The following is a 20609-nucleotide window of genomic DNA, read 5'->3' on the forward strand; positions in this document are numbered from 1 at the left end:
CGCCGTCACCGTTCACCACGGATGGCAGGGTATCTCCCGTGACCGACGCGCCCGACCACCCCGACCGGACGGCCTCCGCACTCTCCCACCTCGGCGGCCTGGTCGGCCGGCACCCCAGGACCGTCGTGATCGTGTGGCTGCTCGCGGTCGTGGCGGCGTTCGGCGGCGCGACCGGGGCCTTCGGCAACCAGTCGCTGTTCGACCGGCTGCAGTCCGGCGACCCGGCCGTCGCCGGCGAGAACCTCCAGGGCCGCGACCAGCTCGTCGCCGCCGGCAGGTCGGCCACCTCGACCCACCTGCTGCAGGTGACCGGTGCCGACGCGGCCGCGCCCACGACCGTGGCCGCGGTCAAGGCCGCCGCGGCCGACCTGGGCCGCATACCGGGGGTCGTCTCGGTCGCGGCCCCACAGCTCGTGCCGGCCGGGATCGCGAGCCCCGAGGCCAAGGCGCTGCTGCCCACGTCGGGTGACGGGTTCGCCGCAGTGGTCACCTTCGACCCGTCGCTCAAGGGGGACGCGCGGGACCGGACGCAGGAGCAGGTCGACACGAGGTTGCGCCAGCTGGTCGCCGCAGTCCCGGGCGCGAAGGGCACGACCGGCGGCCTCGCCGACCTCATCGACGCCATCACCTCGCAGGTCGAGAAGGACCTCCGCGCAGGAGAGGGCATCGCCCTGCCCATCAGCTTCCTGGTGATGGTGCTGGTCTTCGGCGGGTTCATCGCGGCGGGCATGCCGATCGTGGGAGCCATCGCGTCGATCGGCGGCGCGCTCGCCTCGCTGCTCGCCTTCTCGCACCTCATCGACCTCGACGCCACCGTGGTCAACGTCGTGACCGTCCTCGGGCTGGGCCTGTGCATCGACTACGGGCTGCTCACGGTGAGCCGGTTCCGGGAGGAGCTGCGCAGCCGCGTCCAGGGCCGGCCGGCAGCCGAGATCACCCGGGAGGAGGTGCAGGCGGCGATCGCGCGGACCGTCGACTCCGCCGGCCGCACCGTGGTCTTCTCCGGGCTCACCGTCGCCATCTCCCTCGGTGGGCTGCTCGTCTTCGAGGCCTCGATCCTCAAGGCCATCGGCTCGGCCGGCCTGTCCGTCGTGCTGGTCGCCATGCTGGTGGCGCTCACGCTCGTGCCGGCCCTGTGCGTCCTCGGTGCCCGGCGCCTGCTCGCCCGCGGCACCGAGCAGGCACCCGAGGAGGGCGTCTTCTCGCGGCTCGCCACCGGGGTCTTCCGCCGACCCGTGCTGGTCATCCTCGCCGTCCTGGTCGTGCTCGGGACGCTCGCGGCACCGGCGTTCCAGCTCAAGCTGACCTCCTCCGGCAAGGAGCTGCTTCCGGTCAGCGCGCCCCAGCGCCAGTTCTTCACCCAGCTCGAACAGCGCTACCCCCAGCTGTCCGGGCCGGACCTGCAGGTCGTGGCACAGGCCCCGCTGGCCCGCGCGCAGGAGTACGCCGCCGCCCTCCCGGTCGTCGACGGCCAGCACCTCGAGGGGCGCGCCGAGCGCGTCACCGACACGCTCAGCCTGGTCTCGGTGGAGGTCCCCGGCGGGCCGCTCGGCGACACGGCGAGGCACGCGGTCACCGCGCTCAAGGCCGAGCGCCCCGACTTCCCCACCAAGGTCATCGGCCAGGCGTCAGGCCTGCGCGACTTCACCGACTCGCTGCGCGGGCGCGCCCCGTACGCCTTCGCCCTCGTCGCCCTCGCGACGCTGGTACTGCTGTTCCTCATGACCGGGTCGGTGGTCATCCCCGTCAAGGCGCTGCTCATGAACGTCGTGTCGCTCGGGGCCAGCCTGGGTGTCGTCGTCTGGGTGTTCCAGCAGGGCCACCTCGAGGGGGTGCTCGGGTTCGACTCGGTGGGGGCGATCGAGTCGACCATCCCGCTGCTCGTGCTGGCCTTCGGCTTCGGGCTCTCGATGGACTACGAGGTCTTCCTGCTCTCGCGCATCGTCGAGCTCCACGAGCGCGGCGTCGACAACGACCGCGCGGTCATCGCCGGGCTGCAGCGCTCGGGACGCATCATCACCTCGGCTGCCCTGCTCGTGGTCATCGTGTTCTCCGGGTTCGTGTCCGGCCGGCTGCTGGTCATCAAGGAGACGGGTGTCGGCCTCGCCGTCGCCGTCCTGCTCGACGCCACGCTCGTCCGCATGCTGCTCGTCCCCGCGACGATGAAGCTGCTGGGGTCCTGGAACTGGTGGGCGCCCCCCGCGCTCCGCCGCTGGCACGCCCGCTTCGGGATCACCGAGTGAGCGCCTCGGACGGGACGGACGGCGACGTGGTCGGCACCGCCCTGCGGGAGGTCTCGAGCCACCAAGAGCTGCTCGCACTCAGTGGCGGCAGCGGGTTCCTGCGCTGGGACATCCCCACGCCCCTGAGCAACCCTGCCTACAGGGTGGGCTCGGCGTTCGCGCTCCCCCGCCAGACCCACACGCGTCGCCACGGCCTGTTGGTGATGGGCCAGCCCGAGGACGTCGACCGGCTGGTGGCGGCGATGGTCGCCGCCGACGTGCTGCCTCACGACCTCGGCTCCGTCACGGTGCAGCGCGGCTCGCTCGACGCTGTCGCACGTCACCTGCCGCTGGACGACGGCAACGACTGGGAGTGGCTGCGGGCACTGGAGGCACCACCGGTGGTGGCGGCCGAGGACCGGCTGGTCACCCTCCACCGCGACGACCAGCCCGCCATCCAGGTGCTGCTCGACCTCGCCAACCCCGGCACGGACGCACGACCCTTCGAGTACCCCGACCAGCGCTGGGTCGGCGTCCGTGGCGACGCGGGAGCCCTTCTGGCGTGTGGCGTGCGCGAGCCCAACCTCGCCGGCCACCCCGTCCTCTCCGGCATCACCGTGCACCCGGACGCACGCGGCACCGGGCTCGGGCTGGCCGTCACCGCGCGGCTGACGCGTGACGCCGTCCAGGAGACGGGCGTCTGCACCCTGGGCATGTACTCCCACAACGACGTGGCGCGCCGCCTCTACACCGGCCTCGGGTACGGCGACACGCACGCCTGGTCGAGCCGCCGCCTGGCCCGGGCCTGAGCTCAGCCGCACGAGAGACAGGTACGGCGCCCGCTCGGTGAGCGGGCGCCGTACCTGTCTCGGTGGTCCGGGCAGGGACCGGGTGTCAGCTGGTGACGGGGCTGACCTTCTCCGCACCCTGGGCCGCAGGGGCGTCGGCGGCGGGCTTGGCGTCGACGCCGGCCTCCTTGCGCTGCTCCGGCGTGATGGGCGCCGGGGCCGCGGTCAGCGGGTCGAAGCCGCCACCGGACTTCGGGAACGCGATGACGTCGCGGATCGACTCGGTGCCGGCGAGCAGCGACACGATGCGGTCCCAGCCGAACGCGATGCCGCCGTGCGGCGGGGCGCCGAAGGCGAAGGCGTCGAGCAGGAAGCCGAACTTCTCCTGCGCCTCCTCCTGCGACAGGCCCATGACCTCGAAGACCCGCTCCTGGACGTCGCGGCGGTGGATACGGATGGAGCCGCCACCGATCTCGTTGCCGTTGCAGACCATGTCGTAGGCGTAGGCCAGCGCCGAGCCGGGGTCGGTGTCGAAGGTGTCGAGGAACTCGGCCTTGGGCGAGGTGAACGCGTGGTGCACCGCGGTCCACGCGCTGTAGCCGAGGGCCACGTCACCGGAGGCGGTCGCGTCGGCGCTGGGCTCGAACAGCGGGGCGTCGAGCACCCACAGGAACGACCAGGCGTCCTCGTCGATGAGCTCGCAGCGGCGGCCGATCTCGAGGCGGGCCGCGCCGAGCAGCGCGCGCGACGACTTGGTCGCACCGGCGCCGAAGAAGATGCAGTCGCCCGGCTTCGCCCCCACGTGCTCGGCGAGCCCGTCGCGCTCTGCGTCCGTGAGGTTCTTGGCCACCGGACCACCCAGGGTGCCGTCCTCCTGAACCAGCACGTAGGCGAGGCCCTTGGCGCCGCGGCTCTTGGCCCAGTCCTGCCAGGCGTCGAGCTGCTTGCGCGGCTGGGAGGCCCCGCCGGGCATGACGACGGCGCCGACGTACTCGGCCTGGAACACGCGGAAGGTGGTGTCCTTGAAGTAGTCGGTGCACTCGACGAGCTCGTTGCCGAACCGCAGGTCGGGCTTGTCGGAGCCGAACCGGCGCATCGCCTCGGCGTAGGTCATCTGCAGGAACGGCGTCTGCAGGTCGACGCCGATGAGCTTCCAGACCTCCTTGACGACCGCCTCGCCCAGCTCGAGCACGTCCTCCTGCTCGACGAACGACATCTCGATGTCGAGCTGGGTGAACTCGGGCTGGCGGTCGGCGCGGAAGTCCTCGTCGCGGTAGCAGCGTGCGATCTGGTAGTAGCGCTCCATGCCCGCCACCATGAGCAGCTGCTTGAACAGCTGCGGGCTCTGCGGCAGGGCGTACCAGGACCCGGGCGCCAGACGCGCGGGCACGAGGAAGTCGCGGGCACCCTCCGGGGTGGAGCGGGTCAGCGTGGGGGTCTCGATCTCGACGAAGTCACGGGTGCCGAGCACCGAACGGGCTGCGGCGTTGACCTTGGAGCGCAGCCGGATCGCGGTGCCCGCAGACGACCGGCCGGGGCGGCGCAGGTCGAGGTAGCGGTGCTTGAGGCGTGCCTCCTCGCCGACGGTGACCCGCTCGTCGATCTGGAACGGCAGGGGCGCGGAGGCGTTGAGCACCTCCAGCTCGGTCGCGATGACCTCGATCTCGCCGGTGGGCAGGTCGGCGTTGGCGTTGCCCTCGGGACGCGTCTTCACCTCACCGATGACCTTGACGACGTACTCGTTGCGCAGGTCGTGGGCGCCGCCCTGCGCGAGCACCTCGTCGCGGACGACGACCTGGGCGACGCCGCTGGCGTCCCGCAGATCGAGGAACGCGACCCCTCCGTGGTCGCGCCGCCGGGCGACCCACCCGGTGAGCGTGACGGTCTGGCCGGAGTGGTCGGCACGCAGGGTGCCGGCCTCGTGGGTGCGGAGCACAGGACTTCCTTCGGTCTCGGGGACGACGGTGCCCGGTCCGGGGGTGCCGGTCGAGCCCGCCCATCCTACGGACCGGTCCGTGGGCCCCACGAATCGGTTTCGCCTGCAGCGGTTGCTTCGGTCAGCCGTGGACGACGCCGTCGAGGTAGACCCAGCGGCCCGCACGGCGTACGAAGCGGCTGCGCTCGTGCAGCGGCCCGTCGAGGTGGGAGGCCACGAACTCGACCTCACCGGTCTCGTCGTCCTCGCCACCCCCGGTCACGTCCAGCACGTCGAGCCGCCGCCACCCCGGGTCCGGCGCGACCTCGAGAGGGTCGGGGCGGTTGCGGGGGTGCCAGGTGCGCACGAGGTACGCAGCGTCGCCCAGGACGTAGGCGGCGTAGCGGCTGCGCATGAGCCGCTCGGCCGTCGTCGCCGAGGACTCCCCCGTGTGCAGCGGGCCGCAGCACACGCCGTACTCGGCGTCGCTGCCGCACGGGCACGGTCCGGCGGTCGTGGCGCCGAAGGCACCGCGGTCGCCGGCCACGTCAGGAGTCCTGGGCAGGGGTGCGGTGGTCGCGGTGGATGGGCCATGGAGCGTCGACGGGACGGAGTGTGGCCCAGCCCTGGTCGCGGGAGGCGAGGGCGCTGAGGGCGGCGAGGCCGAGGGCGGCGTTGTGCACCTTGCCGGCGAGGAACGCGTCGCGCACCTGCTCCAGCGGCACCCAGCGCAGCGGCATGCCGAGCTCCTCGCCGTCGCGGGTGTGCCGGTCGTGGTGCGGCACCGGCGACAGGTCGCGGGCCAGGTAGATCCGCAGGGCCTCGTCGATGCCGCCGGGCGAGCTGACGTAGTCGACCAGGACGTGCCACGTGTCGGCGACGAGGTCGGCCTCCTCGTGCAGCTCGCGGGCTGCGCCGACGTGCGGCGGCTCGTCGTCGACGTCGAGCAGGCCGGCCGGGATCTCCCACTCGAACATCCGGACCGGGTGGCGGTACTGCTGCACCAGCGCGACCCGACCCTGGTCGTCGAGCGCCAGCACCGCGACGGCGCCGGGGTGCCGCACGAACTGGCGGGTGACCTCACCGGCCTCGCCGAGGTCGACCGTCTCGCTGACGACGTCCCAGACCATGCCCTCGAAGACGGTCTCCTGCGCCAGGACCGGCCGGGCCTCGAACCGGTCCGCGAGCTGCTCCTCCACGGTCAGGCGTTCGCGTCGGCGGCGACCTTGGGCCGCTCGACCTCCACGAGCCGGGAGGCGCGCTGGGCGTCCAGGGCCGCGCCGACAAGACCGGCGAAGAGCGGGTGCGCGCGGTGCGGCCGGGACTTGAACTCCGGGTGGGCCTGAGTCGCGACGTAGTAGGGGTGCTCCGCGCGGTCGAGCTCGACGAACTCCACGAGGCCCCACTCGGGGTGCGTGCCGCTCACGACCAGCCCGGCCGCGGTGAGCTGGTCGAGGTACTCGTTGTTGACCTCGTAGCGGTGCCGGTGCCGCTCGGTGGCGGTCGTCGCACCGTAGGCCTCGGCGACGAGCGACCCGTCGAGGAGCTTGGCCTCCTGGGCACCCAGGCGCATGGTGCCGCCGAGGTCCCCGGCCCCCTCGACGAACGCCTTCTGCTCCTCCATGGTCGCGATGACCGGGGCGGGCGTCCGCGGGTCGAACTCCGTGGAGCTCGCGCCCTCGATGCCGGCGACGTTGCGGGCGTACTCGATGACCATGCACTGCAGGCCCAGGCAGATGCCGAGGGTGGGCACCTGCTTCTCGCGGGCCCAGCGCAGCGCGCCGAGCTTGCCCTCGATCCCGCGGATGCCGAAGCCCCCGGGCACGAGCACCGCGTCGACGCCGCCGAGCGCGCGCTGCGCCCCGGCCGGGGTCTGGCACTCGTCGCTGGCGACCCAGCGGATCTTGACCTTCGCGTCGTGGTGGAAGCCACCGGCGCGCATGGCCTCGGTGACCGAGAGGTAGGCGTCGGGAAGGTCGATGTACTTGCCCACGAGGGCGATCTCGACGGTGTGCTCGGGGCTGTGCACGCGGCGCAGCAGCTCGTCCCAGTCGTGCCAGTCGACGTCGCGGAACGGCAGGCCGAGGCGGCGGATGACGTAGGCGTCGAGGCCCTCCTTGTGCAGGACCTTGGGGATGTCGTAGATGCTCGGGGCGTCGACGCACGCGGCCACGGCCTCGGTGTCGACGTCGCACATCAGCGAGATCTTGCGCTTGATGCCGCCGGGGATCTCACGGTCGGCGCGCAGCACCAGCCCGTCGGGCTGGATGCCGACCTGGCGCAGGGCGGCCACCGAGTGCTGCGTCGGCTTGGTCTTGAGCTCGCCGCTCGGGGCGAGGTAGGGCACGAGGGAGACGTGCAGGAAGAAGACGTTGTCGCGGCCCACGTCGTGGCGCACCTGGCGGGCGGCCTCGAGGAAGGGCAGCGACTCGATGTCGCCGACGGTGCCGCCGATCTCGGTGATGATGACGTCCGGCGCGTCGGACGCGGTGACGCCCTCGCTGCCGGCGGCCTGGGCACGCATGCGCGCCTTGATCTCGTTGGTGATGTGCGGGATCACCTGGACCGTGTCGCCGAGGTACTCGCCGCGGCGCTCCTTGGCGATCACGTCGCTGTAGACCTGGCCGGTCGTGACGTTGGCCTTGCCGACCAGCGGGACGTCGAGGAACCGCTCGTAGTGACCGATGTCGAGGTCGGTCTCGGCCCCGTCGTCGGTCACGAAGACCTCGCCGTGCTGGAACGGGTTCATCGTCCCGGGGTCGACGTTGAGATAAGGGTCCAGCTTCTGCATGGTGACCCGCAGACCGCGGGCCCTGAGCAGATGTCCGAGGCTCGAGGCGGTCAGCCCCTTGCCGAGCGAAGAGGCAACGCCCCCGGTCACGAAGATGTGTTTCGTCTGCTCCACCACGGGATTCAAGCCTACGTCATCCCGGGGAGGGCTGAGTACCACTCCCGCCAGCGGCGTGCCGTCGCGAGGCCGTCGTCCCACGACGCGGCGCGGTCGCGCCCCTGCTGGGAGAGCCTTCCCCGCAGCTCGGGGTCGGCCAGGACCTGGTCGACAGCACCGGCGAACCCGGGCGTGTCGCCGACGTCGACGAGCAGGCCGGCCCCTTCGACGAGGTCGTGCAGGCCTCCGGTGTCGCTGGCGACGACCGGCAGCCCCGCGGCCATCGCCTCCTGCACGACCAGGGCCCGGGCCTCCCACCGGCTGGGCAGCACGAAGACCTCGGCAGCCTCGAGCCACGCGGTGGGGTCGGAGACCGCACCGACGAAGTGGGCGGGCGCTGCCAGGTGCCGGGCCCTCTCCCGCAGGTCGGTCAGCAGGCGTTCGTCCCCGTCACCCACGACCACCCACTGCACCGGCTCGTCGACTTGCGCCGCCGCCTCGACGAGCACGTCGAGGCTCTTCTGCGGTGCGATCCGGGAGATGGTGAGCACGAGGGCCCCCGAGGCAGGCAGGCCCGCAGCCTCGAGCAGCGTGGCTGCCCGGGTACGGCGCTCGGCCACGGCGACCGGCCGCGTGCCCAGCAGGGCCGGGACCCTGGGCGACGGCACCGGTGCGAGCCGGGCGTCCGTGGCGCCGTGGTGCCTCGCGACGTCGACGAGGTCGCTCGAGGCCCCGGTGACCAGGGCAGCGCGGCGCGCGACGACGGACTGCACGATGCGGCTGAGCGCCGCCCGTGGTCCTGCACCACCGGGTACGGCGTTGTGCTGGCTCACCACCACGGGCGTGCCGGTCCCCAGGCCGGCGAGGACGGCGAACAGGCCCGCCTGGTGGCCGTGGGCGTGGACGACGTCCGAACCCCGGGCCAGGGCGTGCATCCGGCGCAGGTCGGCCACGATGCCGCGTACGCCGTTCCCCCGGGCCGGCCACCAGCGCCGGGCATCGTCGAGCGCGAACCGGTCTGCGGTCAGGTCGTCGGTCACGACCACGACGTCGTCGCCGAGCTCGCGCAGCCGGGCGGTGAGGTCGACCACGTGCAACCCGATGCCGCCGGTGCTGCGCCCGACGACCATGGCGACCCTCACGCGGCGCTCCCCCGACGGCGGCTGCGTCCCCGTTCGCGCATCTCGCGGAACGTCGCCCGGTCACCCACAGCCATGACGGCCAGGTAGACCGCCGCGGTGGCGAGCGCCACGGCGACGCCTGCGCCGAGGGCGCCCCACACCGAGGTGGTCGACAGGGCGCGGGCGATGCCGTCGCCGACGGCCAGCGCCAGCGCGACGGCCACGATGACCGAGCCGAGGGTGCGGTAGCTGCCGGCGAGCGCCAGCGGCCCCCATGCCTTGCGCACGAGCAGGACGAGCACGAGCGCGGAGAGGATCATGCCGACCGAGGAGGCGACGCCCAGGACACCGAGGGTCGCGCCGGCGCTCGACCCCTCCGGGAGGACTGCGAGGGGCAGGAGGGCGGTCACGGCCCAGCCAGCCGCGACCGCCAGTGCCGCGTGGGCGGGGCGCCCGCGCACGTAGAGGGCGCGGGTGAGCAGGGCCGCGACGCCGAAGCCGACGACGCCGGGGGCGTACGCCGACAGGGCGCCGGGGATGGCGGCCAGCGCGGCTCCTCCCCCGAGGTCCGAACCACGGTCGAAGTGGGAGAAGAAGGCACCCACGGGGCGCGAGACCGCCATGAGGACGGCGGCAGCGCCCGCGGTGAGCAGCAGGATGCCCTGCAGCCCGCGGGCCAGCGAGTCGCGGGCTGCGGTGCCCACCATGCCCTGCGACTCCTGGCCGGCGGTGTGGGCCAGCGCGGGGAAGACCGAGGTCGCGATGGGCACCGCGAGGACGGCGTAGGGCAGCAGATAGACGGCCTGGACATAGGCGTAGGCGTTGACCGTGCCCACGACGTCCGTGCGGTGGTGGGTGATCCACAGCACCGTGAGCACGGCGGCCTGCTGCGCGACCAGCGCCACCAGCCCGGCACCGGCCAGGGAGGCGGCCCGCCGGGCGAGGCCCGCGGGGAAGCCCAGGGTCGGCCGGAGCCTTACACCCGAGCGCACGACGGGCACGAGCAGCGGGAGGCTGAGCACCACCACGCCGAGGGTGGTGCCGCCTGCGAGCGTCCAGACCGCTGCGTCGGAGACACCGCCGGGGCCGTCGGTGGTGCCGGCGAGCGCGCCGTACGCGACGTAGGCGGCGATGACGACCAGGCTCGACAGCAGCGGCGCCAGGGCCGCCGCAAGGAAGTGCCGACGGGCCTGTAGGACGCCGGACAGCACGATGCCCACGCCGTAGAGCAGGACCTGCGGGGCGAACAGGCGCAGCATGTGCGACCCGAGGTCGACCGCGTCCCGGGACGCCCCGGCCCCGAGCAGGGCCGCGCTGAGCCAGGGTGCGAGCACCGCGAGCAGGACGGCCAGCGGCGCCAGCACGAGCACGGCCCAGGTGAGCAGGGCCGACGCGGTGCGGTCGGCCTCCTCCTGCCGTCCCATCCCGAGCTGGCCGGCGATGAGGGGTACGGCGACGGCGGCGAGGACGCCCCCGGCTGCCACCTCGTAGACGACGTTGGGCACGAGGTTGATGGTCTGGTAGACGTCGCCGACCCCGGCTGCCCCGACGCTGTTGGAGAAGACCATGGTGCGGACGAAGCCGGCGACACGGGCGAGCAGCGTGGCCACGGCGATGATCCCCGCCGCCCGGGCCACCGACGTCCCGGCCGTCCCGGCCGACGGCGGGGTCGTCCGCGGAGTCGTCGGCGGGGTCATCGGCGGCCCAGGGCGTCGATCTCGCGCAGCACCGGGGTCGACTCGATGACCCGTGTGAAGGAGACCTTCTCCGAGGCCAGGGTCAGCCCGGTGAGGACGGCCAGCGCGACGAGCCGACCGCGTCGGCCGGTGGCCTGCACCAACACGGTCCCGAGCAGGGCGCCTGCGCTGTTGGCCCCCGTGTCGCCGAGCATCGCCTCGCCCCGCAGGTCGGGCGCCAGCAGGCCCATGGCTGCGCCGCCGGCGGCCGCCGCGGCCGCACGCGGCTCCCGGCCTGTGGCGGCAAGGGCGGCGGCACCGAGCAGGGTCGCCTTGAGCGCCCGCCCGGGTCGCAGGTCCAGGAGGTTGAGCAGGTTGGCCGAGCCCGCCACCACGGCGCCACCGACGAGGGTGTCGACCGCGGTGGGCCGGGCAGGTCCGCCGCTCCGGCGCAGGCCACGGTCGACCAGGGTGGCCGTGGCCAGGCCGGCAGCACCGAGCCCGAGCACCTTGACCGCGCCGGTGGTGACCTGTCCGCGGGCGAGCGCGCCGAGGTGCCCCTTGAGCCCCTTGCTCGAGGAGTCGCCGACGAGGTCGTCGAGGGCGCCGAGACCGGCCGAGGCGGTGGCCGCGAGGACGGGCCCCGGACCGGCACCGGCGAAGCCGGCAGCAGCCGCCGCGCCCACGGCGTACGCGGGGCCCTCGAGGAGCGTGACCGGTCGCCCGGCGTGGTTGGTGCGCTCCCAGCGCTGCGTGCCTCCGGGCGGGTTCGCCCGCAACGCCTTGAGCGAGAGCGAGGCCACGACCCCGGCCAGGGCACCGGTCGCCACGGGGTGCACGACGCTGCCTACTTGGTTGCGAGCTGCGGGAACCCGGCGGACGCGTCGCCGGCGAGGCCGTACTGCCCCGACTTGCCGGCCTCCTGCTCGAGGAGGCCGAACACGACACTCGCCTGGCCCATCGGCAGCTCGCCGTCGTCGACCGTGGTCAGGGCACCCGAGAGGTCCTTGTCGTCGCGGGCGGCGGTGACCACCGAGGCGGTGCCCGTGGTCCCGGGAGCGGTGCTGCTCGTGACGAGGACGGCTCCGGCGCCGGCCGAGTCCATCGCGCCGGCGAGGCGGGCCAGCGCTGCGGCCCGGTCGCTGCGGGCGGCGGTGTCCGAGCCGGTGACCGGCCCGGCCACGACGACCGCGAGGGTGGCGCGGGTGACGGTGTCGGGGCTGTACTTCACGAGCTCACCGGTGCGCAGCCCCTCCAGCGCGGCGTTCGCGCCGGCGGCGCCGGACCCCGCCTTGGTGAGGACCGAGCGGGCGAGCACCGTGTCGACGAGGTCGGCCGACTGGTCGACCGGCACCCCGACCTGGCCGGCGAGGTTCTGGGCCAGGGTCGAGCGCAGGGTCGCCTTGTCGGGGTCCACCCACGCGTCCTGGACGGAGATGGTCGAGCCGATGGTGGCCCCGGCGGCGGTGAGCGTGTCGGTGGTGGACTTCACGAGCCCGTCGTCCGCGCCGGGCAGCACGATGACGCTGACGGTCGTGTCGTCGAGGCGCGACGCCAGCAGGCTGCGGTTGCTCGCGGTCGTGAACTCGTCACGGGCCTTGTCCCCGCGCTCGGCCTGGTCGAGCTGGGTCCGCAGCGTCGCCTTGTCCTGGCGCAGGTTCTTCACCTCCGACGTCAGGGTGTTGCCCAGGTCCTCCTTGAGCGGACCGGCACCGAGCACGATCCCCACCGCGAGGGCGAGGAAGATCGAGACGATGGAGACGAGGTGGTAGCGGAAGTCGATCACGTGATGGTTCCTACGACGAAGGACCACAAGTCGTCCCAGCGAGCGCCGAGGACCTGCAGGAGGGCACGCCCACCCGTCGTCGACCACAGCGCCGCGAACAGCGCGCTGAGCCCGACGAGGAGCATGACGATGAGGGTGAGGTTGGAGATGCGAGAGCGGTAGAGGCGGCTCACGCCCTTGGCGTCGACGAGCTTGCCGCCGACGCGAAGGCGGGTCAGGAAGGTGCTGGCCATGCCGCTGCGGCCCTTGTCGAGGAACTCGACCAGGGTCGCGTGCGTGCCGACGGCGACGATGAGCTCGGCGCCCTTGTCGTCCGCGAGGAGCATGGCGACGTCCTCGCTCGTGCCGGTGGCGGGGAAGACGACGGGCTCCACCCCGAGGCGGCGCACGCGCTCGAGGCCGGGCGCGTTGCCGTCGCGGTAGGCGTGGACGACGATCTCGGCGCCGCAGCGCAGTGTCGCGTCGGACACCGAGTCCATGTCGCCGACGACGAGGTCCGGCTTGAGCCCGACCTCGACGAGGGCGTCCGCCCCGCCGTCGACGCCGATGAGGACCGGGCGGTACTCGCGGATGTAGCTCCGGAGGGTCTGCAGGTCCTCCTTGTAGTGGTAACCGCGCACGACGATGAGCGCGTGGCGGCCGTCGATCTGCGTCGTGATGTCCGGGACGCCGACCCCGTCGAGGAGCAGCTCACGCTCGCGCCGCAGGTACTCCATGGTGTTGGCGGCGAAGGCCTCGAGCTGCACGGCCAGGCCGGCCCTCGCCTCGGTCATGGCTGCCGCGACGATCTCGTGGTCGAACGCCTGGCCCTTGGCCACGACCTCGTCGCCGACCCAGAGCTGGTCGCCGTCGAGGCGGACCTGCTGGCCCTCGTGCACGGTGTGCATGACGTCGACGCCGACGTTGTCGAGCAGCGGCACCCCGGCGTCGATGAGGATCTCGGGGCCCAGGTTGGGGTAGCGCCCGGAGATCGACGGCGCGGCGTTGACGACCGCGGCGGGTCGGCACGCCAGCAGCGCCTCGGCGCTGACCTTGTCGATGTCCTGGTGGTTGATGACGGCGATCTCGCCGGGACGCAGCCTCTTGGTGAGGTTCTTGGTGCGGGCGTCGACGCGGACCTGCCCGCGGACCCCCGGGGTCTCGGGTTCGCGGGCGCGCTGGCGGGGGATCTTGAGGGGCATCGCGCCCATCCTCCCATGCGGGCGGGCCAGCTCAGCGCGCCCCACGCGGGCGTGCCGCGACGCTCAGGAGACCGCTGCCGCCCTCCGGGCAGAGCTCGCGGCGACGAGCTCCCGGGCGTGGTCGAGGGCCGCGTCGGTCTCGGCCCCGGACATCATGCGGGCCAGCTCGCGCAGCCGCTCGTCGTCGTCGAGGGCGTGCACGCCGCTGGAGGTGATGTGGCCGTCGCTGGCCTTGCGGACGACCAGGTGCCGGTCGGCGTAGGCAGCGACCTGGGGCAGGTGGGTCACGACGACGACCTGGGCGTGCTCGGCCAGCGCCGCGAGCCGTGCGCCGACGTCGAGGGCAGCGCTGCCACCGACCCCGGCGTCGACCTCGTCGAAGACGAAGGTGGGGACGTCGGCGCCGCCCGCGGCACCGGTCACGACCTCCAGCGCGAGCATGACGCGGGAGAGCTCACCACCGGAGGCAGCCTTGGCGACCGTCCGGGCCGTGGCGCCGGGGTTGGCCGCGAGCAGGATCTCGACGTCGTCGGCGCCGTGGCGCGCGAGTCCCGACGACCGGGCGCTGACGTCGACCTCCACGCGCGCCTGCCCCATGGCCAGGTGGGCGAGCTCGGCGGTCACGGCCTTGGCCAGGCGGGAGGCGGCCTTGCGGCGGGCCGCGGTCAGGGCCTGGGCCGCGGTGGTGCGCTGGGCGTCGAGCTCGGCGACCCGGGGCTCGAGCTCCTCGATACGGCTGTCCGACCCGAGCAGCAGGTCGAGCCGCCGAGCCGCCTCCCGCCCCCAGTCCAGGGCGTCGGCGACGGTCTCGCCGTACTTGCGGGTGAGCGCCGTGAGGTCGGCGCGGCGCTGCTGCACCCAGGCCAGCCGCGCGGGGTCCACGTCGACATCGGTGAGGTAGGAGCTGAGGTCGGCCGCGAGGTCGGCCACGAGGTAGCCGAGGTCGGCGAGGCGCCGGTCGAGCTCCTTGAGCGCGGGGTCGTGGTCGGCCTCCCCCGCCAGGGCCTGGCGTGCCGCCGCGACCGTCTCGGCCGCGCCGGGGGCCTCCTGCCCCGAGTAGTCCGGGGTCCCCGCGAGGTGGTCGTGGGCGAGGGCCGCGGCCGTCCGCAGTCCCTCGGCGTGGCTGAGCCGCTCGTCCTCCACGCGCAGGTCGGCGTCCTCCCCCGGCTGCGGGTCGAGCTGCTCGAGCTGCTCGAGGCCGTGCTGGAGGATCTCGACCTCCCTGGCGCGGTCGCGAGCGGCCTCCCGGAGCGAGGCGAGCTCGGTGCGCGCGGCCTCGTGCTCGTCGTAGACGGCGGTGTAGCGGGCGAGGGCCTTGGCGACCGCGTCGCCCCCGAACTGGTCGAGCATCGCGCGGTGCTGGTCTCCGTGGCGCAGCCGCCACTGGTCGGCCTGGCCGTGCACGGCCACGAGGTGCTCACCGACCTCGGCCAGCACACCGACCGGTGCTGACCGACCACCGACGTGGGCGCGAGAGCGTCCCTCGGCCGAGACCGACCGGACCAGGACCAGTCCGTCCGCCACCTCTGCGCCCGCCTCGGCGGCCCGCACGGAGGCGGGGTGGGACTCGGGCACGTCGACGAGGCCCTCCACCACGGCGGTGGAGGCACCGGACCGGACCAGGCCGGCGTCGGCGCGGGCCCCGAGCAGCAGCCCGAGGCCGGTGACGACCATGGTCTTGCCAGCACCGGTCTCACCGGTGAGGACGTTGAGGCCCGGGTGCAGGTCGAGCACGGCGTCGTCGATGACGCCCAGACGCTGGATCCTCAGTTCCTGCAGCACGGGGCACAGCCTCTCACGGGGCACCGACGCCGCCGGTCACGCAGGGCCGCCACACCGACGCCCGGACCGACGTTCAGACCGACGTTCAGGCTGACGGTGCCGGGCGGCCGTTGCGGGCGGCCTCGAGCCGCGCCTGGCCGCGCCAGCCGTGCACGTTGAGGTCGAACTTGGCCACGAGCCGGTCGGTGAACGGCGAACGGCTCAGCCGCGCCAGCCGCACGGGGGTCTGTGACCGGACCACCTCGATGCGGGCACCCGGGGGCAGGTCGACGGCGCGCCGGCCGTCGCACCACAGCGCCCCGGTGCCGAGGGTGTCCGGCACCACCTCGAGGGCGAGGTGCGACTGCGGCCCGACCACGAGCGGCCGGGCGAACAGGGCGTGCGCGCTGATCGGCACGAGCAGCAGTGCCTCGACATCGGGCCACACGACCGGCCCACCGGCCGAGAACGCGTAGGCCGTCGACCCGGTCGGCGTGGCCACCACGGCGCCGTCGCAGCCCCAGGTCGTCAGCGGGCGACCGTCGATCTCGGCGACGACCTCGAGCATGCGCTCACGGTTGGCCTTCTCGACGGTGACCTCGTTGAGGGCCCAGCTGGTGTAGACCGGCTCCCCGTCGACCTTGGCGGTCACGTCGAGGGTCATGCGCTCCTCGACGGTGTAGCTGCGCGCGACGATGTGCTCGACGGTGGCCGAGATGTCCTCCCGCTCCGCCTCGGCGAGGAACCCGACGTGTCCGAGGTTGACGCCCAGGAGCGGCGCACCGGTCCCCCGCGACATCTCGGCCCCGCGGAGGATGGTCCCGTCGCCGCCGAGCACGCACACCAGCTCGCAGCCCTCGGCAGGGTTGTCTGCGCTGGCGAGGGTCACGCCGTCCTGGGCGGACAGGTTGACGGCGGCCGCCTCGTCGGACTGGACGACGACCTCGATACCGGCGTCGTGCAGCCGTTGCACCACCCCGGCGGCGAGGTCGTGGGCCTCCTGACGACGCGGGTGGGCCACGAGGAGGATCCTGCGGCGGGCTGGGGTGGTCACGGGGTTCCCTTCAGGCTCACCTGGTCTGCGGTCTTCACCAGAGCCTCCCATCCCATGCCCTCAGCGGCGCGCGGGGTCAGCCAGAGGAGGTACTCGGCGTTGCCCTCGCCTCCCCGGATGGGGCTCTCCGCCAGACCCTTCGGGTGCAGGCCCGCGGCGATGGCGCTGCGTGTGACCTCGGTGACCGCCCAGGCGCGGTCGCCCTGGCTGCGCACGATGCCGCCCTTGCCCAGCCGCGTCCGGCCCACCTCGAACTGAGGCTTCACCAGCACCACGGCGTCGCCGTCCTCGCGCAGCAGCCCCCGAAAGGTGTCGAGGACGAGGGTGAGCGAGATGAAGCTGAGGTCGGCGACGAGGAGGTCGACCGGTCCGCCGACCTCCTCCGCCGACAGGCCGCGCACGGTGGTGCCGGGACGGTCGGTCACCCGTGGGTCGTCGGCGAGCTCGGGCACGAGCTGCCCGCGGCCGACGTCGAGCGCGACGACGTGGTCGGCGCCGTGGCGGAGCAGCACCTGGGTGAACCCGCCGGTGGAGGCCCCGACGTCGAGGCAGCGCTTCCCCGCGGCGGTGAGCCCGAGCTCCCCGAAGACCTCGAACGCCCCCACGAGCTTGTACGCCGCGCGGCTCACCCAGCGCGGCCCCTCGTCGCGGACCTCGATCGGCGTCGCGGCGTCCACGGGGGTCGAGGACTTGGCTGCCGTGGCACCCGCGACCACGACGTCACCGGCCTCGACGAGGGCGCGGGCATGACCGCGTGACCTGGCCAGGCCCCGACGGACGAGCTCGACGTCGAGCCGCGCGGTGTCGCTCACTCGCCGCCGAGGTGGGACAGGCGGCCCTGCAGCGTCTGGTGCACCCGTCGGCCGGCGTCGATGCGGGCGTCCAGGTCGTCCTCGGGGGCGTCACGCAGGTCCTGCAACGCGGAGTCGATGACGATGTCGCCGGTCGTGTGCTCCCCGAGGTCGGGCGCCTCGCGCCCAGGTGTGCCGATGTGTGGTGCGCCACCGTCGGGGGCCTCGCCGCCAGGGGCGGTGCGCGGGGGTCCGGGCAGAGGCCCTGGGCCTGGGCCCGGTGTGGGCGCAGCCGGGCGGGGCTGCTGGGCGTTGTCGCTGTGGAGCTGGTTGGTCACGAGCCGGTCTTCTTCGCAGTCGTCTTCTGGGCAGTGGACTTCGTGGGCGTGGACTTCTTCGCCGCGGACTTCGTGGCCGTCGTCTTCCTCGCGGTCGTCTTCTTCGCAGCAGACTTCGTCGCGGTGGTCTTCTTCGCGGTGGTCTTCTTCGCAGACGTCGACTTCTTCGCCGCGGTCTTCCTCGCAGTCGACTTCTTCGCCGGCGTCCGCGTCGACGCGGACTTCCTGCCGGCGCCGGTCGTGGACTTCGTCGCGACGGCAGGCTCGACTGGGGCGGCGGCCGGGGCGGCTGCGTACGGTGCCGCGGCAGGCCTCGCGCTCGTGCTCACCGCGCCGGAGGGCCGAGGTGCTGAGCCACGGGCGGCACCGGCGGCGCCGGACACTGCCGAGACACCGGTGGCGACGACGAGGTCCCTGAGGTCCGCGAGCTCCTTGGTGACCCCGGCCAACGCGGCCCGGGCGGCGTCGACGTCGCCGAGGCTGGCCACGTCGGCACGCCGAAGCGCGGTCTCGACCTCGGCCTGCACGAGGGCCACGAGGTTGGCCCTGTTGCTCCGGGCGGCCTCGAGCAGCTGGTCGGCCAGGGTCGAGGCCTGCACCGCTCGACGGCTCACCTCGTCGACTCCCGGGAGGGCCAGCAGACCCTGCGCAGCCTCCATCGCCTTGGCCATCGTCATCTCACCCAGACCGCTGGCGAGCTGGACGTAGCTGCGCACGGACTCGAACGCCATGGGGTCCTCCTCGGGGAGCGACCGGGCGTCGCTCGACTCCTCACGCTACTGCCAGACGTCCAGGTCCTGCACGAGGCGCCGGGCCGCGTCGTCGTCGAGCTCGTCGTCGTCGATCGCCTGGTGCAGGCACGCCACGGCAGCCCGAGCAGACTCGATGGGGGTCCCCGTGCGGGCGACGTCCCAGCGCCCGTCCACGAGCCGGCGCCGGTCGCCGCCGCACTCCCACCAGGAGTAGTCCGTCTCAGCCGCCTCGTAGGCGGCGCCGAGCGCCCGCAGGTCCTCCACGAGGTAGGTCGGGCGCATGGCCGGCGGAGCGGTCGCCAGCGTGGTCACCGAGTCGACACCGGTGAGCACCAGCACGGAGTCCATGCCGGTGGCGACTGCGCCGGCCACGTCGGTCTCGAGCCGGTCCCCCACGGCGAGCACCCGGCGTGCGGGCATGTCGAGGCGGTCCGCGCACAGCTCGTAGAGCGGCGCCTCGGGCTTCCCGACGACGACCGGGTCGCGATCGACGGCTCGCCGCACCGCGGCGACGAGCATGCCGTTGCCGGGTGCGGTCCCCCGGTGCGTCGGCAGCGTCTCGTCGGTGTTGGTCGCCACCCACAACGCACCGGCGGCCACGGCGTAGGCCGCTTCAGCCAGGTCGGAGGCCGTCACGTCCTGGCCGTAGCCCTGCAGCACCCCCTCCGGTCGCAGACTCGCGTCCTCGCGCAGGTCGCGTGGCTCGAGGACGCGAAAGCCCTTGGCCTGCAGCGCCTCGTGCACCCCCGAGCCGCCGACCGCCAGCACGCCCGCTCCCCGGGGCAGGTGCCGGGCCAGCACCTCGGCGCCGGCCTGGGAGCTGGTGGCGACGTCGCGGCCGCTCGCGTGAAGGCCCAGCTCGGTCAGGTGGGCCGCCACCTCGCCGGGAGGGCGGGACGCGTTGTTGGTCGCGTACACGATCGGCACCGACAGCGACGACAGCGCGGAGACCGCATGGTCCACCGCCTCCGGGCCGCGGTAGACCACGCCGTCGAGGTCGCAGACGACCGCGGAGTACCGCTCGATCAGCGTCGACACCTAGCGGTCGCCGTCCTGGCGCTCCTCGCGACCGCCGGCTCCCTGCTCCCGCTCGTCGTCACCGTCGAGGTCGTCCTCCTCGCCCTCCAGCAGGTCGGTGAGGATGACCCCGTCGAGCTCGGCGAGACGCTCGGCCGCGTCGGTCTCCAGCTCGGTGTCGGTGTCGGCAGCACGGGCGAACCACGTGCGCGCGTCCTCCTCACGCCCCACCGCGAGCAGCGTCTCCGCGTAGGCGTAGGCGAGCCGCGTCGTCCACGGCTTGCGCCCGGTCGACTTCAGCTGGGGGATCTCCAGGGCCAGGCGCGCGGCATCGAGCTGCCCCATGTCACGGCGGATGCCCGAGATGACGATGGCCAGCTCGACGCGCTCCTCCACCGTCAGGGTCCTCGCCTCCGGCGACGTGGCCAGCTCCAGCGCGCGCTCGGGACGCCCCAGCCCACGCTCGCAGTCCACCATCAGCGGCAGCATGTGCGAGGAACCGCTGAGCCGGCGGGCGGTGCGGAACTCGCTGAGCGCCCTGGCCCACTCCCCCTTGCGGTAGGCGACCAGGCCGAGGGCCTCGCGCGTCGCGGGCACGCGTCCGGCCCGTCGCACTGCCGTCTCGGCGTGCGCCTCGGCCCCGACGAAGTCGTCGACCTCGAGCAGGGCGGCCACCATGACCAGGTGCTGCGCCACACCCTCGGCGTTCTCCTTGCTCAGGGTGCGCAGCTGGTGGTGCACCGAGCGGTCCAGCTCCTTGCCTGTCACCCCCTCGGCGATGCGGGGCTCGGGCAGCTTCGGGGTGCGGGGCGCGAGCCTCGGTCCCCCACGACGCTCACTGTTGTCAAAGGTCCCGGCTCCACGCTCGTCACGCCGACCCGCGCCACCGCGCCGCTCGGAGCCACCCGGGGGACGACCGCCGGGTCGCCCGGCTCCCGGACGTCCGCCGGATGGACGACCTTCACCACGGTCGTAGCTGCCGCCACCGCCCTGACCGCCCTGACCGCCCTGGCCTCGGTAACCGCCACCCTGGCCACCTTGACCGCGGGAGCCGCCGCCAGGGCCTCGCGAGCCTCCAGGCCCTCCAGAGCCCCCGGGACGGCCGCCGCCCGAGGATGGACGACGGCCCTGGCCGTCACGACCTGACTGGTTCTCGGACACCGGTGCTCCTCGCTGTGCAGTAATCGTCCCGCAGTCTACGGACTCGCTGCGACCGGGGCACTGCCCGGGTGAGAGCGTCCGTCGCGACTCGTCGGAACTGTCGTCGTGGGTGCACTTCTGCAATGCGCCCACAAATGCGAAAGGGCCTTCCTGTGGGGG

18 protein-coding genes are annotated in these 20609 nt (G+C 73.6%); 2 read left to right on the top strand and 16 right to left on the bottom strand.

Going from position 1 to position 20609, the window contains the following annotated elements:
- Window positions 1–38: 38 nt before the first annotated feature.
- Complete coding sequence (locus ASG70_RS02460; RefSeq protein ID WP_056882280.1) at window positions 39–2243, top strand: MMPL family transporter; 2205 nt, start codon at window positions 39–41, stop codon at window positions 2241–2243.
- Complete coding sequence (locus ASG70_RS02465; RefSeq protein ID WP_056882281.1) at window positions 2240–3031, top strand: GNAT family N-acetyltransferase; 792 nt, start codon at window positions 2240–2242, stop codon at window positions 3029–3031. The genes ASG70_RS02460 and ASG70_RS02465 overlap by 4 nt, the downstream gene beginning before the upstream one ends.
- Window positions 3032–3116: 85 nt before the next feature.
- Here ASG70_RS02465 and aspS read toward each other — a convergent pair whose 3' ends face one another.
- The 16 genes from aspS to ASG70_RS02545 form a co-directional block, all read right to left on the bottom strand.
- On the bottom strand, window positions 3117–4946 hold the full coding sequence (gene aspS, locus ASG70_RS02470) for an aspartate--tRNA ligase (RefSeq protein ID WP_056882282.1): 1830 nt from the start codon (window positions 4944–4946) through the stop codon (window positions 3117–3119).
- Between the two features lie 121 nt (window positions 4947–5067).
- Window positions 5068–5472, bottom strand: a complete 405-nt coding sequence (locus ASG70_RS02475; protein WP_056882283.1) for a YchJ family protein — start codon at window positions 5470–5472, stop codon at window positions 5068–5070.
- A gap of 1 nt (window position 5473) precedes the next feature.
- Window positions 5474–6124 (bottom strand): NUDIX hydrolase, encoded by a 651-nt coding sequence (locus ASG70_RS02480; protein ID WP_235531304.1) that lies wholly within the window; start codon window positions 6122–6124, stop codon window positions 5474–5476.
- A gap of 2 nt (window positions 6125–6126) precedes the next feature.
- Window positions 6127–7833: a CTP synthase gene (locus tag ASG70_RS02485; protein WP_056882284.1), complete on the bottom strand. Its 1707-nt coding sequence runs from the start codon at window positions 7831–7833 to the stop codon at window positions 6127–6129.
- 11 nt (window positions 7834–7844) lie between these two features.
- Window positions 7845–8954 (bottom strand): glycosyltransferase family 4 protein, encoded by a 1110-nt coding sequence (locus ASG70_RS02490; protein WP_056882285.1) that lies wholly within the window; start codon window positions 8952–8954, stop codon window positions 7845–7847.
- Window positions 8951–10630, bottom strand: coding sequence for a murein biosynthesis integral membrane protein MurJ (gene murJ / locus ASG70_RS02495; RefSeq protein ID WP_056882286.1), 1680 nt, complete (start codon window positions 10628–10630; stop codon window positions 8951–8953). Before murJ ends, ASG70_RS02490 begins: the two co-directional genes overlap by 4 nt.
- Window positions 10627–11439 (bottom strand): hypothetical protein, encoded by an 813-nt coding sequence (locus tag ASG70_RS02500; RefSeq protein WP_235531305.1) that lies wholly within the window; start codon window positions 11437–11439, stop codon window positions 10627–10629. The genes murJ and ASG70_RS02500 overlap by 4 nt, the downstream gene beginning before the upstream one ends.
- A gap of 17 nt (window positions 11440–11456) precedes the next feature.
- On the bottom strand, window positions 11457–12395 hold the full coding sequence (locus tag ASG70_RS02505; protein ID WP_056882288.1) for a copper transporter: 939 nt from the start codon (window positions 12393–12395) through the stop codon (window positions 11457–11459).
- On the bottom strand, window positions 12392–13576 hold the full coding sequence (gene steA / locus ASG70_RS02510; RefSeq protein ID WP_056882289.1) for a putative cytokinetic ring protein SteA: 1185 nt from the start codon (window positions 13574–13576) through the stop codon (window positions 12392–12394). Before steA ends, ASG70_RS02505 begins: the two co-directional genes overlap by 4 nt.
- Before the next feature lie 63 nt (window positions 13577–13639).
- Window positions 13640–15358 carry a DNA repair protein RecN gene (gene recN, locus ASG70_RS02515; protein ID WP_056882290.1) on the bottom strand — a complete coding sequence of 573 codons (1719 nt, stop codon included), beginning with the start codon at window positions 15356–15358 and terminating at the stop codon, window positions 13640–13642.
- An 85-nt stretch (window positions 15359–15443) separates the two neighbouring features.
- Window positions 15444–16391: an NAD kinase gene (locus tag ASG70_RS02520; protein ID WP_056882291.1), complete on the bottom strand. Its 948-nt coding sequence runs from the start codon at window positions 16389–16391 to the stop codon at window positions 15444–15446.
- Window positions 16388–17203 carry a TlyA family RNA methyltransferase gene (locus tag ASG70_RS02525; protein WP_056882292.1) on the bottom strand — a complete coding sequence of 272 codons (816 nt, stop codon included), beginning with the start codon at window positions 17201–17203 and terminating at the stop codon, window positions 16388–16390. The genes ASG70_RS02520 and ASG70_RS02525 overlap by 4 nt, the downstream gene beginning before the upstream one ends.
- Window positions 17200–17520 carry a hypothetical protein gene (locus tag ASG70_RS02530; protein ID WP_056882293.1) on the bottom strand — a complete coding sequence of 107 codons (321 nt, stop codon included), beginning with the start codon at window positions 17518–17520 and terminating at the stop codon, window positions 17200–17202. Before ASG70_RS02530 ends, ASG70_RS02525 begins: the two co-directional genes overlap by 4 nt.
- Window positions 17517–18251: a hypothetical protein gene (locus tag ASG70_RS19565; protein ID WP_056882294.1), complete on the bottom strand. Its 735-nt coding sequence runs from the start codon at window positions 18249–18251 to the stop codon at window positions 17517–17519. Before ASG70_RS19565 ends, ASG70_RS02530 begins: the two co-directional genes overlap by 4 nt.
- Before the next feature lie 45 nt (window positions 18252–18296).
- Window positions 18297–19310 carry an HAD-IIA family hydrolase gene (locus ASG70_RS02540; protein WP_082589993.1) on the bottom strand — a complete coding sequence of 338 codons (1014 nt, stop codon included), beginning with the start codon at window positions 19308–19310 and terminating at the stop codon, window positions 18297–18299.
- On the bottom strand, window positions 19311–20057 hold the full coding sequence (locus ASG70_RS02545) for a lipopolysaccharide assembly protein LapB (protein WP_082589995.1): 747 nt from the start codon (window positions 20055–20057) through the stop codon (window positions 19311–19313).
- Window positions 20058–20609: the final 552 nt, after the last annotated feature.

This window comes from Phycicoccus sp. Soil748, from assembly GCF_001428025.1.
GTDB lineage: Bacteria > Actinomycetota > Actinomycetes > Actinomycetales > Dermatophilaceae > Pedococcus.

Bases quoted from the DNA above. Each gene is read 5' to 3' on its own strand.
- murJ (WP_056882286.1), bottom strand. From the start codon at position 10,630: ATGACCCCGCCGACGACTCCGCGGACGACCCCGCCGTCGGCCGGGACG.
- steA (WP_056882289.1), bottom strand. From the start codon at position 13,576: ATGCCCCTCAAGATCCCCCGCCAGCGCGCCCGCGAACCCGAGACCCCG.
- ASG70_RS19565 (WP_056882294.1), bottom strand. From the start codon at position 18,251: ATGGCGTTCGAGTCCGTGCGCAGCTACGTCCAGCTCGCCAGCGGTCTG.